The organism is Palleronia aestuarii, assembly GCF_003253995.1.
In the GTDB taxonomy this organism is placed as follows: Bacteria; Pseudomonadota; Alphaproteobacteria; order Rhodobacterales; family Rhodobacteraceae; genus Palleronia; species Palleronia aestuarii.
Genome location: NZ_QKZL01000002.1, coordinates 248,214 through 262,371, shown reverse-complemented (window position 1 = coordinate 262,371; position 14,158 = coordinate 248,214). Strand labels below are relative to the sequence as shown.

Below are 14,158 nucleotides of genomic sequence, written 5' to 3'. Positions count from 1 at the left end.
TATAATGGATTGGCGCGACGTCCCATCTCTGCAGGCGCTACGCGGGTTCGAGGCGGCGGCGCGTCATGGCTCCCTCTCCGCAGCGGCGCGGGAACTCAACGTCACCCATGCCGCGATCGCGCAGCACGTGCGGCGGCTCGAGGCACATTTCGGCTGCGCCCTCATGATGCGGGAAGGCGCAGGCATGCAGGTGAGCCCGGAGGGACGGGCCCTCGCCGATGCGCTCGCGGAGGGGTTCGGGATCGTCGGCGCGGCGGCGACCGCGCTGCTGCGGCGTCACGAGGACCGACCGCTCCGGATCGCCCTCACGCCGTCTCTCGCGGCGAACTGGCTGATGCCCCGGATCGGCAAGCTCTGGGCGGAACATCCCGGACTGGAGCTCGAACTCATTCCCTCTCCCGACGTCGTCGATCTGCGCGCGCAGAACTACGACATGGCATTGAGGTACGGGCGAGGGCCTTGGACCGGCGTGGTGTCCGAACGAATCCTCGACGCGGCGCACGCGGTCGTCGCGACGCCAGGTCTGATCGCCCGACCGATCACGACGCTGTCCGATCTCGCCGGGTACGACCTCCTGACCGAAGCCAACAATGCGGAGGACCTGCTCTGGGCGGAGCAGAACGGGCTGGAGATCGATCGGGTGTCCGTAAGAAGCTTTCCGACCATCTCCATGGCGCTTGAGGCGGTGCGCGCGGGGTTCGGCCTCGGCATCGTGCCGCGCGTCATCGCCGATGCCGATATCGCGCGCGGCGATCTGGAAATCGTCTACGAGGAGACAAACACCGATCTGGCCTACCACATGCTGACCCGCGCGGACCGCGCGACCGGACCGCTCAGGACATTGATGTCTTGGCTTCGGCGGGAGGCGAAGGCCTGAGGCTCAGCGCGGCGAGCGCTTGGCGAGGATGCGTTGCAGCGTACGTCGGTGCATGTTGAGCCTGCGCGCCGTCTCGCTCACATTACGGTCGCATTGCTCGTAGATGCGCTGGATATGCTCCCAGCGGACGCGGTCGGCCGACATCGGGTTCTCTGGCGGCGGCGGCAGGTCCTCGCCGTCGGACAGAAGCGCGGCGGTGATCTGGTTGGCGTCGGCCGGCTTCGAGAGATAGTCGGTGGCGCCGATCTTGACCGCCGCGACCGCGGTCGCGATCGCCCCGTAGCCCGTCAGCACGACGATCCGGCTGTCCTCGCGCTTCTCCCGGATCGCCTCCACCACATCGAGCCCGTTGCCGTCGCCGAGCCTGAGATCGACCACGGCATAGGCGGGCGGGCGGGCCTTGGCCATGTTCCGGCCCTCGGCCACGGTCTCTGCCGTCTCCACCTCGAAGCCGCGCTTCTCCATCGCGCGGGCGAGCCGCTTGACGAACGGTTCGTCGTCGTCGACGAGGAGCAGCGTCTTGTCCTCGCCCATCCGGTCCTCTGCCGCTTCTGCCATATCCAGCGCTCCTCGAACCGACCCATCGCTTCTTTAGAAGCTATCTAAGTCTGGCGGGAGGACCGTCAAATCGGGCGGAGCGGCATCGTGCCCCGGCATGCCGGGGTCACGCGCCATTGAACCTGCAGGACGGGGCGATAAGCTGTACGGGGATGCCCTATTCCCGTCTCCTCTCATCTTCCGATACGGTCGATCCCGTCTTCGCCGCCGCGCGCCGGTCGAACTGGGTCCGGCTGCGTACGCTCGTCCTGCTGCGCTGGATCGCGATCGCGGGGCAGCTCCTCGCCGTGGTCGTGGGCGTTCAGATCTTCGATCTGAGGCCGCAGATCGGGTTGATCTATCTCGCGATCGGCGCGGCAATCATCACCAATCTCGTCGCCATCTTCCTTTTTCCCGAGACGAAACGGCTGAGCGAGCGGGAGCTGGCGGGTGTTCTGGCCTTCGACATGGTGCAGCTCACGAGTCTGCTCGCCTTGACGGGCGGTCTGCACAATCCCTTCAGCGTCCTGATCCTCGCGCAGATCGCGATCGCCGCCACGACCCTGAGGGGGCGGGCCACGGTCGTGCTGGGCGTCGTCGCGGTCGTGCTCGTCACCCTGATCGACTGGATGAACATGCCGCTCGCCACGCATGACGGCCAGGTGCTTCGCCTGCCCGCCATCTTCCTGTTCGGGTTCTGGTCGGCGATCGTCGTGGGGATCATCTTCCAGGCCGCCTATGCGCGACGGGTCACGCGCGAGATCACGGCGATGGCGGACGCGCTCTCGGCCACGCAGATGGCGCTGGCGCGCGAGCAGAAGCTTACCGATCTGGGCGGTGTCGTCGCGGCCGCCGCGCACGAACTCGGCACGCCGCTCGCCACGATCGCCGTCGTCTCGGGCGAAATGATGGACGACCCGCATCTCGACGGCGAACAGCGCGCCGATGCGCGCCTCATCCGCGAGCAGGCGGAGCGCTGCCGGGTGATCCTGCGTTCCATGGGGCAATCGGGCAAGCGCGACGAGCTGATCACGCGGCTTCCGATCAGCACCGTGGTGGAGGAGGCGGCCGAGCCGCATCAGAATCGCGGGATCGCCATCCTCTTTGACATTATCGCGGAGCCAGCGGCCGAGCCGCACCAGCCCGTCGTGCTGCGCCGTCCCGAGATCGTCCACGGGATCCGCAATCTCGTGCAGAACGCCGTCGACTTCGCCAAGACGACGGTCTGGATCGACATCCGCTGGAGCGATACCGAGATCATGCTCCGGATCGCCGATGACGGGCCGGGTTATCCCACGGACCTGCTGCCTTTCCTGGGCGATCCGTTCCTGCGCAAGCGGCGCGGAACCGAACAGGCCGGGGAACGGCGCGAACGCTACGAGGGCATGGGCCTCGGGCTCTTCATCGCAAAGACCTTGCTCGAGCGGTCTGGTGCGGAACTGACCTTCGCGAACGGCCATCCGCTCCTCAACATAGGTGCATCGGCCGGAGCAAGAGTGGGAGCGCTCGTCACGACGACATGGCAGCGGGAGGATATCGACGTACCGGCTGCGGAGCGAAACGGGTTCGAGGAGAACGCCCCCATCGCGGAATGAGCCGCGCTTGCGGGATTTAAGCCTCGGTTAACGTTAAGATTGCAGGGTCCCGGTGAAAGCGTTCAACCGGGGAATCGCGTCTTGGTCGAGGCCTACGTTCATACGATCCTTCTCATGGGCCTCGTCGGCGCGCTTTCCGCGAGCGCGGGCGCGGGTTTCGTTCTCTGGCGGCAATCGCGGCGCAAGATGCAGCTCGGTGCCGCAGACGCGAGGGACGCTCGGACGGTCTTCCTCTTCGAAGGGGAGACGCTCGTCGATCTCTCCGGGCCTGCACAGGATTACCTCGACAGCCTCGGCTCCGACGGCTCGGCCCATGCCCGGCTGATGGCCGTCCTCGGGGAAGAATTTCCCGATCTGCCCGCGACACTTCGGTCGGCCGAACGGCGGCGCATCGCGCATGTAGTCTCGCGCGATGGCGTGCGAAGCCTCGCGATCGGCGTGGAGGGGCCGCGGCTGCGCCTCACGCTCGAGGATGCGGAGCGCGACGCGGTGACCCTCGACCGCGGATTGCACGCGGCGATCGAACGCGAGCTCGAGGGCCTAAGGGCAATCGGGGAAAGCCTGCCCTATCCGATCTGGCGCGAGGATGCGGAGGGACGGATCACCTGGGTCAACCGCGCCTACCTTCAGATCGTCGAGGCGGAGAAGCTCGGCGATACCGGCACCTGGCCGCCGCCCCCGCTCTTCCGGCGCATCGAGGGGCGCACGCGGGGCCCCGTGCGCCTGCAGATCGCGGGTGGAGGAGAGCGGGGGTGGTACGATTGCCATGCCGTGGCGCTCGACGGCGACATGGTCCTGTCGGCCACGCCTGCAGATGCGCTCGTCGCGGCGGAGGAATCGCTCCGCAGCTTCGTCCAGAGCTTCTCGAACACCTTCGCCCACCTCGATATCGGACTTGCCGTCTTCGACCGGCGCCGCCAGCTCATCCTGACGAATCCGGCACTGGGCGAGTTGACCTCACTCCCCTCGGACCTGCTGATCTCCCGGCCCTCGCTCGACTCCTTTCTCGACGCGCTGCGCGTGCGCCGGGTCATGCCGGAGCCGAAAGAGGCCGCGAACTGGCGCGAGACGGTGCAGGACATCGAGCATTCCGCGGCGAACGGCACCTATGCGGAAATGTGGCACCTTTCCGGCGGTCGCACCTACCGCGTAAGCGGGCGGCCGCAGCCCGGCGGCGCCGTGGCCTTCCTCTTCGAGGACATCAGCGCCGAGCTGCGCCTGACGAAACAGTTCCGCGCGCAGATCGAGACGGGCCACGCGGTGCTCGACGCGCTCGAGGAAGCGATCGCGGTCTTCGACAGCGGCGGAACCCTCGTCATGTCGAACGAGGCCTATGACGCGATGTGGGAGATCGAGCCGATGGGCGGTTTTGCAGAAATCAGCGCCGCCGATGCGTTGCGCACCTGGACCCATATGACGGAGCCCACGCCGATCTGGGGCGATGCGCGGGTCTTCCTGTCGACGGGGCGCGAGCGGTCGGAATGGTCGGGCGAGGTGCAGATGCGCTCGGGCCGGCCGATCCGCGTCACGCTGGCGCCGCTGCCCGATGCGGGCACGCTCGTCCGCTTCGAGCAAGGCGCGTCCGGCAAGCTGATCCCACTCGGCGAGCGTCGCGAATCCGTGCATCGCATCAAGGCCTAATCCGCTTGCGGCGCGGATCGGGCGGCGGCAAGGTGCGGCCATGCCGGAGTTGACCCGAACGCTCGATCTTCCCGATATCGCGGCGACGGACGATTTCGCCCGCGCGCTCTCCGGTGTGCTCGGGGCCGGCGATTGCGTGCTTCTTTCGGGCGAGATGGGCGCCGGCAAGAGTCACCTCGCCCGCGCCATCATCCAGAGGCTGCAGACGCCCTTCGGACGGGTGGAGGACGTGCCGTCCCCGACCTATACGCTCGTCCAGAACTATGCCGCCGGAACGCTCGATATCGTTCATGCCGATCTCTACCGCCTCGGCGATCCCGACGAGATCGAGGAGCTGGGGATCCTCGACACGCTGGAGACCGCACTGACCCTCGTCGAATGGCCCGAGCGGATGGGCCGGCACAGGCCCGCCACGGCGCTGCGCCTCACGCTTGAGATGGCCGGGACGGGACGGCGCGCGCGTCTTGCAGGCGATGAACGCCACTGGGCGGGACGGCTCGGTCTCGAGGACGCGGCACATGCCTGACCGCGCGGCCGCCCTCGATACGTTCCTCGCCCAGGCCGGATGGGGCGCCACGCGGCGACATCCGCTCGCCGGGGATGCGTCCCGACGGCGCTATCTCCGACTGGCCCGCGGTCCGGAGACGGCGATCCTGATGGACGCCGATCCCGCGAATGGAGAGGATATCGCACCTTTTCGCCGGGTTCGCGATCACCTCTCGGGCGTGGGGATCAGCGTGCCCGCGGAGATCGCGGCCGATCCGGAGCACGGGTTCCTCCTCATGGAGGATCTGGGCGACGGGCTTTTCGTCACGCTTCTCGATCGTGATCCGCACATGGAGACGGACCTCTATGCCGCGGCGACCGACGCGCTCGCTCATCTGCAGCGGGACGCTCCGCCGCATTGGGCCAAAAGCTACGACGCGCCGGCGATGGCCGCGGCGATCCGGCTCGCGCGGGACTGGTATCTGGCCGGACTTCGCGTGTCCGAAACTGATTGGACTGCCCTCGAACTTGTGCTCGAGGCAGATCTCGCGGCGGCCGCGGACGACTCCATCGTGCTCCTCCATCGCGATTATCACGTGCAGAACCTTGTCTGGCTGCCTGAACGAGAGGGTATCGCGCGAGTGGGCATGCTCGACTTCCAGGACGCGCTCGCGGGTCATCCCGCCTATGACCTCGTCTCCCTCCTGCAGGATGCGCGTCGCGACGTGCCGCAGGCGGTGGAGCGGGAAATGATCCGGCGCTTCGCGGCACGCACGGGGCGTGATCCGGAGCCGTTCGCCCGCGCCTATGCAGTGCAGGGCGCGCAGCGGCAGCTTCGGCTTCTCGGCATTTTCGCGAAGCTCGCGGCGGAACAGGGAAAGACCGGCTATCTGGAGCTCTTGCCGCGGGTCTGGGGATACCTCCTGCGCGACCTCGACCATCCGGCGCTTGGAGATCTGAAGGCGCAGGTCCACCGGGTTCTTCCCGCCCCCTACGCCACCCGTCATGCGAGATCGGCATGATGGCGGGCGATCTTCCCCTGATGATCTTCGCCGCGGGGTTCGGCAGCCGCATGGGAGCGCTCACGCGGGACCGGCCCAAGCCCATGGTGGACGTTGCGGGCCGTCCGCTCATTGACCATGCGCTCGCCCTGGCGAACGGGGCGGGGATCGCGCGGATCGTGGTCAACACGCATTACCGGCCCGAACCGCTCGAACGCCATCTTGCGGATCGCGGCGTGATGATCTCCCGCGAGGAGCCGGAGATCCTCGATACCGGCGGTGGATTGCGGCAGGCGCTGCCCCTTCTGGGCGCCGAGACGGTTTATACGCTCAATTCCGACATCGTCTGGACCGGGCCGAACCCGCTCGCAGCCCTGGCGCGCCATTGGAGGCCGGGGATGGGCGCCCTGATGATGCTGGCCGAACCCGGCCGGATCCACGGCCGCGACGGTCCGGGCGATTTCGCTCGCGCGGCGGACGGGCGGCTCACGCGCGGGGGCGATCTCGTCTATACCGGCGCGCAAATCATCGATGCCTCGGCGATCCATGCCGTATCCGAACGCGTCTTCTCCGTCGCGCGGCTCTGGGACGAGTTCGCCGCAAACGGGCGCCTCTTCGGCATCGTCCATCCGGGGCATTGGGTCGATGCGGGCCATCCCGGCGGGATCGCGGCGGCCGAGGCGCTTCGTCTCGATGTTTGAAACGGATACCCGTCCGCGGCTCTTCGGTCTGCCGCCCGGAGCCGACTTCCCGGCCGGTCTCGTCTCGGGCCTCGAGGATCGGCTCGGGCATCGCCCTCCGCAGGATTGGGCGCGGTGCCGCCTCTTCGTCAATACGCGGCGGATGCAACGCCGTCTCGTCGAGATCTTCGCCGCCGGCCCCGCCCGGCTCCTGCCGCGGATCCGGCTTGTCACCGACCTTGCCGCCGACCCCGCGCTCGACGACCTGCCACAGTCCGCGAGCGCGCTTCGCCGCCGCCTGGAACTGGCACGCCTCGTCGGCGCGCTCATCGAGCGCGATCCGCGGCTCGCCCCCGAGGGCGCGGTCTTCGATCTTGCCGACAGTCTCGCCGTCCTTCTCGACGAGATGCAGGGAGAGGGCGTTCCACCGGAAAAGCTGCGCGCCCTCGACGTGTCCGATCTTTCGGGGCACTGGCAGCGCGCCCTGGCCTTCATCGACATCGTGGGTCGCTATTTCGAGGGCGAGGCCCCGCTCGACCCGGAAGCCCGGCAGCGGCGCGCCGTCGAACGCCTCGCCGCACGGTGGGAGACGGATCCGCCCGACCACCCCGTGATCCTCGCGGGCTCCACCGGGTCGCGTGGCGCAACGGCGCTCCTCATGCGGGCGGTGGCGCGGCTGCCGCAGGGCGCGGTGATCCTGCCCGGCTTCGACTTCACGCTGCCCGGCGACATCTGGGAAGCGCTCGGCGATCCGATGGCGAGCGAGGACCATCCGCAATACCGCTTCGCCCGCCTTGTCGCGGATCTGGGCCTTTCGCCTCAGGACGTGGAATGCTGGCACGGCGCCGACCCGGTACCCGCGCGGAACCGCCTCGTTTCCATGGCGCTGCGCCCGGCGCCCGTCACCGACCAGTGGATGCGCGACGGACCCTCCCTCGGCGATCTCGTCGCGGCCACGGAGCACATGAGCCTGATCGAGGCGCCGGACACCCGGGCCGAAGCGCTCTCCATAGCGCTCGTCCTGCGCGACGCGGCGGAGCGCGGGGTCACGGCCGCGCTCATCACGCCCGACCGGATGCTAAGCCGGCAGGTCACGGCCGCGCTCGACCGCTGGCGCATCGTGCCCGACGACAGCGCCGGGCGCCCGCTCGCCCTCTCCGCCCCGGGCCGGCTCCTGCGTCAGATCGCGCACGAAATGGGTCAGCGGATGACGCCGGAAGCGCTCCTTGGTCTGCTCAAGCACCCCCTCGTCCATACCGGGGAGGCCGGGCGCGGCGATCACCTGCGGCGGACGCGCGACCTGGAGCTGTGGCTGCGGAGAACGGGCGCGCCGTTCCCCGACATTGCGTCCCTGAAGGAGTGGGCCGACAAACGCGAGGATCCGGGAGTCACCGACTGGATCAGCTGGCTCGAGACGACCGTCTTCGCCCTCGACGCTATCGACACGGCCGCCCTCGCCACCCTTGTCGCCCGTCACCGAAGCCTCGCGGAGGCGCTCGCCCGTGGCCCCACGGGTCACGGCAGCGGTGCGCTCTGGGAGGCGGAGGCGGGACCGAAGGCCCGTGCGGTGATGGACGCGATCGATATCGATGCGGACGCGGGCGGCGACATGACCCCGCGCGACTACGCCCGGCTCTTCGACAGTGTGATGAACGGTGCGGAGCCTGTCAGGGAAGCGGCACGAACACATCCCGACATCATGATCTGGGGTACGCTCGAGGCGCGCGTACAGGGCGCGGACCTCGTGATCCTCGGCGGGCTCAGCGAGGGCACATGGCCCGAGCGGCCGGCACCCGATCCCTGGCTCAACCGAAAGATGCGGCATGAGGCGGGACTCCTGCTGCCCGACCGTCGGATCGGGCTTGCTGCGCACGATTTCCAGCAGGCGGTGGCCGCGCCTGAAGTGGTGATCACCCGCGCGCTCCGCGACGCGGAGGCCGAGAGCGTTGCCTCGCGCTGGTTGAACCGGCTTACGAACCTCCTGAACGGCCTGCCCCTCACACGGGGACCGGAGGCGCTGGCCGGGATGCGGGCGCGGGGCCGACGCTGGCTCGACCTCGCCGCGCATCTCGACGGGGCGACGATTCCCGCGCCGCGAGCACGTCGTCCATCGCCCTGCCCACCCGTCGCGGCCCGGCCCGATCGTTTGTCGATCACGGAGGTCCAGACGCTCGTCCGCGATCCCTACGCGATCTACGCGCGCCATGTTCTGGGGCTCGCCGCGCTCGATCCTTTGCGGCCGGAACCCGATGCGCGGCTTCGCGGGATCGTGTTTCACGAGATCCTCGAACACGCCTTCGGACCGGACCATGCGCCCGACGACCCCGACGCGGCAAAGCGCTTCCTGCACCACGCCGACGCGGTCCTCGCGGCCGAGGTGCCCTGGCCGAGCACCCGGGCGCTCTTCCGCGCGCGGCTCGCCCGGCTCGCCAACTGGATGGTGGAAGGCGAGCGGCGACGGCGCATGGATGCGGCACCCGTGGCACTCGAACGGCGCGCGACGTACCCCGTGCCGGGCACCGGCGTCACGCTCCACGGCAAGGCCGACCGGATCGATCGGCGCGTGGACGGCACCCTCGTCCTCTACGACTACAAGACTGGCAAGGCACCGACGCCCAAGGAAATGCAGCTTTTCGACCGGCAGCTTCTCCTCGAGGCGATCATCGCGGAGGCGGGCGGGTTCGAGGGTGTCGAGGCGGGCCGGGTCGGCGCAATCTGCCACATCTCCCTCGGCACCAGCCCGTCGGATACGCCGCATGACTTGAGGGATCCGGACGCGAAACACTCGTTCGACCCCGACGCGACGCTCGCCGACCTGACTGCGCTCCTTCAAGCCTATGCGAGCCCGGAGAAGGGGTATACCTCCCGGCGGCTGATGCAGCGGATGGGTCACAGCTACGATTTCGACCATCTTGCGCGGCACGGGGAATGGGGCGAGAGCGACGAGCCGCATCCGGAGCGGGTCGGATGAACGAAGCGACACGTCTCCAGGTCGATGCGGCCCATCCCCAAAGCTCGACCTGGCTTTCGGCCAATGCGGGATCGGGCAAGACGCGGGTCCTCACCGACCGGGTCGCGCGGCTCCTTCTCGGACAAACGCCGCCGCAGAACATCCTCTGCTTGACCTATACCAAAGCGGCGGCGTCGGAGATGCAGAACCGGCTCTTCCGACGGTTGGGCGAATGGGCAATGCTTCCGGATGCAAAACTGACCGGCCAGCTTGCCGAGCTCGGTGCCGCCGGAACGGCGGATCTGCCCAATGCGCGGCGGCTTTTTGCCCGCGCGATCGAGACGCCGGGGGGCCTGCGGATCCAGACGATCCATTCCTTCTGCGCGTCGTTGCTCCGTCGCTTTCCGCTGGAAGCGGGCGTGTCTCCGCAATTCCAGGAGATGGACGATCGCAACGCGGCACGGATCCGGGCCGAATGCCTTGAGGATGTCGCGCTCGACGATCCGGGCGCGATGGCGGATCTCGCCTTCCACCAGAGCGGGATCGAGATGGACGCGCTCGTGTCGGAGATCGCAGGTCGGCGGGACGCCCTGTCCGGCCCGCTCGACGAGACCGTCCTTCGGGATCTGCTCGGTCTGGAGGTCGGCGAAGATGCCGACGCGATCCGGGCCCGCGCGTTCCGGGGTGACGAGACGGACCTCGTCGTCGCGGTCTCGGAATGCCTGTCGGACCAGAGCCCGAGCTACCGGCAATTCGCGGCCGACCTTCTCGCGCTTGACCTCCGGTCGCCCGACCGCGACACGTTCAAGACTTTGGCGGGCATGTTCCTCTACGCCTCGGGGGACCGGGCCGGGCAGTCGAAATCCTCCAACTTTCCACAGAGAAACCACAAGAAGGCGGTCGAGGCGCTGGCCCCTGTCGCCGACGAGCTCCACGACTTCATGGACCGCGTGGCGGAGGCGCAGGAGGGGCTGAAAGCGCTCGCCACGTTCGAGCGGACGCGGGCGCTCTACCGCTTCGCCCATGCCTTCCTGCCGCGCTACGCCGCGCGGAAGGCCGCGCGCAACTGGCTCGATTTCGACGACCTGATCCTGAAGGCACGCGATCTGCTGACGGTGCGCGATGTCGCGGATTGGGTGCTTTACCGGCTCGATGGCGGGATCGATCACATCCTCGTCGACGAGGCGCAAGACACCTCGCCGCCGCAATGGCAGGTGATCGAGGCGCTCGCCCGCGAGCTCGTCTCAGGCGAGGGGGCACGGGAGGGCACGATCCGGACCCTCTTCGTCGTGGGCGACAAGAAGCAGTCGATCTATTCCTTCCAGGGCGCCGATCCCGAGGGGTTCGACGGGATGCACGACCGCTTCTCGGCGACGCGGGACGACGACTGGCTGCGGCGCCGGGACATGCGCCATTCCTTCCGCTCCTCGTCCGCGATCCTCGAGGCAGTGGATGCCGTCTTCGCCGCCGGGACGAGCGCCCTCGGCCCGGAAGTGTCCCATCTGGCCTTCCACGAAACGTTGCCGGGTCGCGTCGATCTCTGGCCTGTCGAACCGGACGAAGCGGGCGATGACGAGCCCGAATTCCACGATCCCGTCGATATCGTCACGCCGAGCGATGCGCGTGTCCGGCTCGCCGGTCGGATTGCCGGGGCGATCCGCACGATGATCGACGCCGGCGAGACGATCCCCGAGGGTGAGGGACGGCGGTTGATCACGGAAGGAGACGTCCTGATCCTCCTGCGAAGCCGTGGGCCGCTCTTTCACGAGATTGTCCGGGCCTGCAAGGCGGCAGGGCTCGCCATCGCGGGGGCGGATCGCCTGAAACTCGGGCGCAACCTCGCGGTCCGCGACATCCGCGCGGTGCTGGCCTTCCTCGTGACGCCGGAGGACGACCTGTCGCTCGCCACGGCCTTGCGCTCCCCGCTCTTCGGCTGGTCGGAGGATGCGCTCTACCGCCTCGCCCACGGTCGCGGAAAAGCCTATCTCTGGCAAACGTTGCGCGCCCGGCGCGAGGAGTTCCCCGAGACCCTCGCCGTGCTCGACGACCTGCGCGACGCGGCCGATTACGTGCGGCCCTACGACCTGATCGAGCGGCTCCTCGTGCGTCACCGCGGCCGGGAGAAGCTGCTCGGGCGCCTGGGTCCGGAGGCGCAGGATCCGATCGACCGGCTCCTCGACGAGGCACTGCGGTTCGAGGGGATCGAGATCCCGAGCCTGATGGGGTTCCTTGCATGGCTCGATGTGGACGACGTGGAGATCAAGCGACAATCGGACGGGTCGGGCAGAGAGCTCCGCGTCATGTCGATCCACGGCGCCAAGGGGCTCGAGGCGCCCATCGTGATCCTGCCCGACACGATGTCCGCGCGGGAGGACGTTCGCCAGCAGATCCTGCCCGCGGACGGGGGCCTCATGCTCTGGAGGCAATCGGCCGGCGAACGGCCACTCGCGATGGAGGCGGCGCTCGACCGGATCAAGGTCGCCGACGCCGCCGAACGCGCGCGGCTCCTCTATGTCGCGATGACCCGGGCGGAGCGTTGGCTGATCGTCTGCGGCGCGGGCGATCCCGACAAGACCGAGGGGACATGGTACGGCGACATCGCGGACGGTCTCGACCGCCTCGATCCCGCGGAGGTCGAGACGCCCTGGGGGCCGATCCGACGCCACGAGGCGCATGACTGGAACGCCGGCCCGGTCAACGCACTCGTCAGACCGACCCCGAGCGAGCTGGTTCCACCCGACTGGATCGACGCCCACCTTCCGGTACCGGACCCGGCGCCAGGTCTCCTCGCGCCCTCGAACCTCGGCGGCGCGAAGGCGCTGCCCGGAGAGATCGTGGAAACCGACGAGGAGGCGGTGCTGCGGCGCGGGCGATACCTCCACCTCCTGCTCGAAACCCTCGTACCGGACCACCCGGAGGGCTGGGACGCGACGGCGACGCGGCTTTTCGCACGCGAGGGCCTCTCGTCGCAGGAGATCGACACGTATCTCGCGGAGGCGCGGCGCGTGCTGACGGAACCGGACCTGCGGGAGGTGCTGCGGCAGCCCGCCCTCGTCGAGGTCGACATCACCGCGCCGGGGCCCGGGGGACGGGCGATATTTGGTACGATCGACCGGCTGATCGTGACGGAGACCCATGTCCTCGCCATCGACTACAAGTCGAACCGGACGATTCCCGAAAGCGCGGCGGACGTGCCCGAGGGACTCCTGCGACAGATGGGGGCCTACGCCACCGCGCTCGGCGCGCTCTATCCCCATGCGCGGATCGAGACCGCGCTCCTCTGGACCGCGAACGCGACGCTGATGCGGCTGCCGACGGACAGGGTGCTCGCTGCGTTCCGCGCAGGTGTCTGCGCTTGACGGGTTCCGGGGCCGTCCCTACGTAGCGCTTCAACCCTCATCAGGAGATACGTCATGGCCACCACAGCCGTCACCGATGCGACCTTCGATGCCGAGGTCCGGAACGCCGACCTTCCCGTGGTCGTCGATTTCTGGGCGGAATGGTGCGGTCCGTGCAAGCAAATCGGCCCCGCCCTCGAGGAAATCAGCGAAGAATACGCGGGAAAGGTGAAGATCGTGAAGGTAAATGTCGACGAGAACCCGGATTCGCCTGCGAAGCTCGGCGTCCGCGGCATCCCGGCGCTCTTTCTCTTCAAGGACGGAGAGATCGTGTCCAACCAGATCGGCGCCAAGCCCAAGGCGGCGCTCACGAGCTGGATCGACAGCGAGATCTGAGCTGCGTGCAGACCTCCATTCAGGGCGCCTCCGGGCGCCCTCTTTCTTTGACCCAAGGCGTGAGGGATCATGGCGGAACAGGATTTTCCGGGTTGGCACGGAACGACCATCGTCGGCGTGCGGAAGGGCGGAAAGGTGGTCATCGCCGGTGACGGACAGGTTACGCTCGGCCAGACCGTCATCAAGGGCACGGCGCGCAAGGTGCGCAGACTGAACCCCGGCGGGGCGGAGATCATAGCGGGCTTCGCGGGCTCTACCGCAGATGCGTTCACGCTCCTCGAGCGGCTGGAGAAGAAGCTCGAGGCGACGCCCGGGCAGCTCCAGCGCGCGGCGGTCGAGCTGGCCAAAGACTGGCGCACCGACAAGTATCTCCAGAAGCTCGAGGCGATGCTGATCGTGTCGGACGGCAGCGAACTCTACGTCGTCACCGGCGCGGGCGACGTGCTCGAGCCGGAACACGACATTGCCGCGATCGGATCGGGTGGGAACTACGCCCTCGCCGCGGGCCGGGCGCTGATCGAGACCGATCTAGACGCGGAGGCGATCGCCCGCCGCGCGATGAAGATCGCGGCCGATATCTGCGTCTACACCAACGGAAACCTGACCGTGGAGACGCTCGAGGGCACGTGAGCCTGCCCTGCCCGCTTGCGAGACGGG

The 14,158-nt window shown here is 68.4% G+C and carries 11 protein-coding genes; 10 read left to right on the top strand and 1 reads right to left on the bottom strand.

Translation table 11 applies throughout. The annotated features are described in order from the left end of the window. Window positions 1–4 precede the first annotated feature (4 nt). Window positions 5–877 carry a LysR family transcriptional regulator gene (locus LX81_RS03390; protein ID WP_111535877.1) on the top strand — a complete coding sequence of 291 codons (873 nt, stop codon included), beginning with the start codon at window positions 5–7 and terminating at the stop codon, window positions 875–877. Window positions 878–880: 3 nt separating this feature from the next. Here LX81_RS03390 and LX81_RS03385 read toward each other — a convergent pair whose 3' ends face one another. Beyond that, window positions 881–1,435 (bottom strand): ActR/PrrA/RegA family redox response regulator transcription factor, encoded by a 555-nt coding sequence (locus LX81_RS03385; RefSeq protein WP_111535876.1) that lies wholly within the window; start codon window positions 1,433–1,435, stop codon window positions 881–883. Window positions 1,436–1,587: 152 nt separating this feature from the next. On the opposite strand from LX81_RS03385, the gene regB reads away from it, so the two are divergent. The 9 genes from regB (at window position 1,588) to hslV (ending at window position 14,131) form a co-directional block, all read left to right on the top strand. Then, the gene (gene regB / locus LX81_RS03380; protein ID WP_111535875.1) at window positions 1,588–3,009 is read left to right on the top strand and encodes a sensor histidine kinase RegB; all 1,422 of its coding nucleotides are present in this window, start codon (window positions 1,588–1,590) and stop codon (window positions 3,007–3,009) included. Window positions 3,010–3,090: 81 nt separating this feature from the next. Next, window positions 3,091–4,650 carry a PAS-domain containing protein gene (locus LX81_RS03375; protein ID WP_111535874.1) on the top strand — a complete coding sequence of 520 codons (1,560 nt, stop codon included), beginning with the start codon at window positions 3,091–3,093 and terminating at the stop codon, window positions 4,648–4,650. A 40-nt stretch (window positions 4,651–4,690) separates the two neighbouring features. Next, window positions 4,691–5,176: a tRNA (adenosine(37)-N6)-threonylcarbamoyltransferase complex ATPase subunit type 1 TsaE gene (tsaE, locus tag LX81_RS03370; RefSeq protein WP_111535873.1), complete on the top strand. Its 486-nt coding sequence runs from the start codon at window positions 4,691–4,693 to the stop codon at window positions 5,174–5,176. Then, window positions 5,169–6,158: an aminoglycoside phosphotransferase family protein gene (locus LX81_RS03365; protein ID WP_111535872.1), complete on the top strand. Its 990-nt coding sequence runs from the start codon at window positions 5,169–5,171 to the stop codon at window positions 6,156–6,158. Before tsaE ends, LX81_RS03365 begins: the two co-directional genes overlap by 8 nt. After that, window positions 6,155–6,838: a nucleotidyltransferase family protein gene (locus tag LX81_RS03360; RefSeq protein WP_234822472.1), complete on the top strand. Its 684-nt coding sequence runs from the start codon at window positions 6,155–6,157 to the stop codon at window positions 6,836–6,838. Before LX81_RS03365 ends, LX81_RS03360 begins: the two co-directional genes overlap by 4 nt. Beyond that, window positions 6,831–9,788: a double-strand break repair protein AddB gene (addB, locus tag LX81_RS03355; RefSeq protein WP_111535871.1), complete on the top strand. Its 2,958-nt coding sequence runs from the start codon at window positions 6,831–6,833 to the stop codon at window positions 9,786–9,788. The genes LX81_RS03360 and addB overlap by 8 nt, the downstream gene beginning before the upstream one ends. After that, window positions 9,785–13,126: a double-strand break repair helicase AddA gene (addA, locus tag LX81_RS03350; protein ID WP_111535870.1), complete on the top strand. Its 3,342-nt coding sequence runs from the start codon at window positions 9,785–9,787 to the stop codon at window positions 13,124–13,126. Before addB ends, addA begins: the two co-directional genes overlap by 4 nt. Before the next feature lie 54 nt (window positions 13,127–13,180). After that, on the top strand, window positions 13,181–13,501 hold the full coding sequence (trxA, locus tag LX81_RS03345) for a thioredoxin (RefSeq protein WP_111535869.1): 321 nt from the start codon (window positions 13,181–13,183) through the stop codon (window positions 13,499–13,501). A gap of 69 nt (window positions 13,502–13,570) precedes the next feature. Further along, window positions 13,571–14,131: an ATP-dependent protease subunit HslV gene (gene hslV, locus LX81_RS03340; RefSeq protein ID WP_111535868.1), complete on the top strand. Its 561-nt coding sequence runs from the start codon at window positions 13,571–13,573 to the stop codon at window positions 14,129–14,131. Window positions 14,132–14,158: the final 27 nt, after the last annotated feature.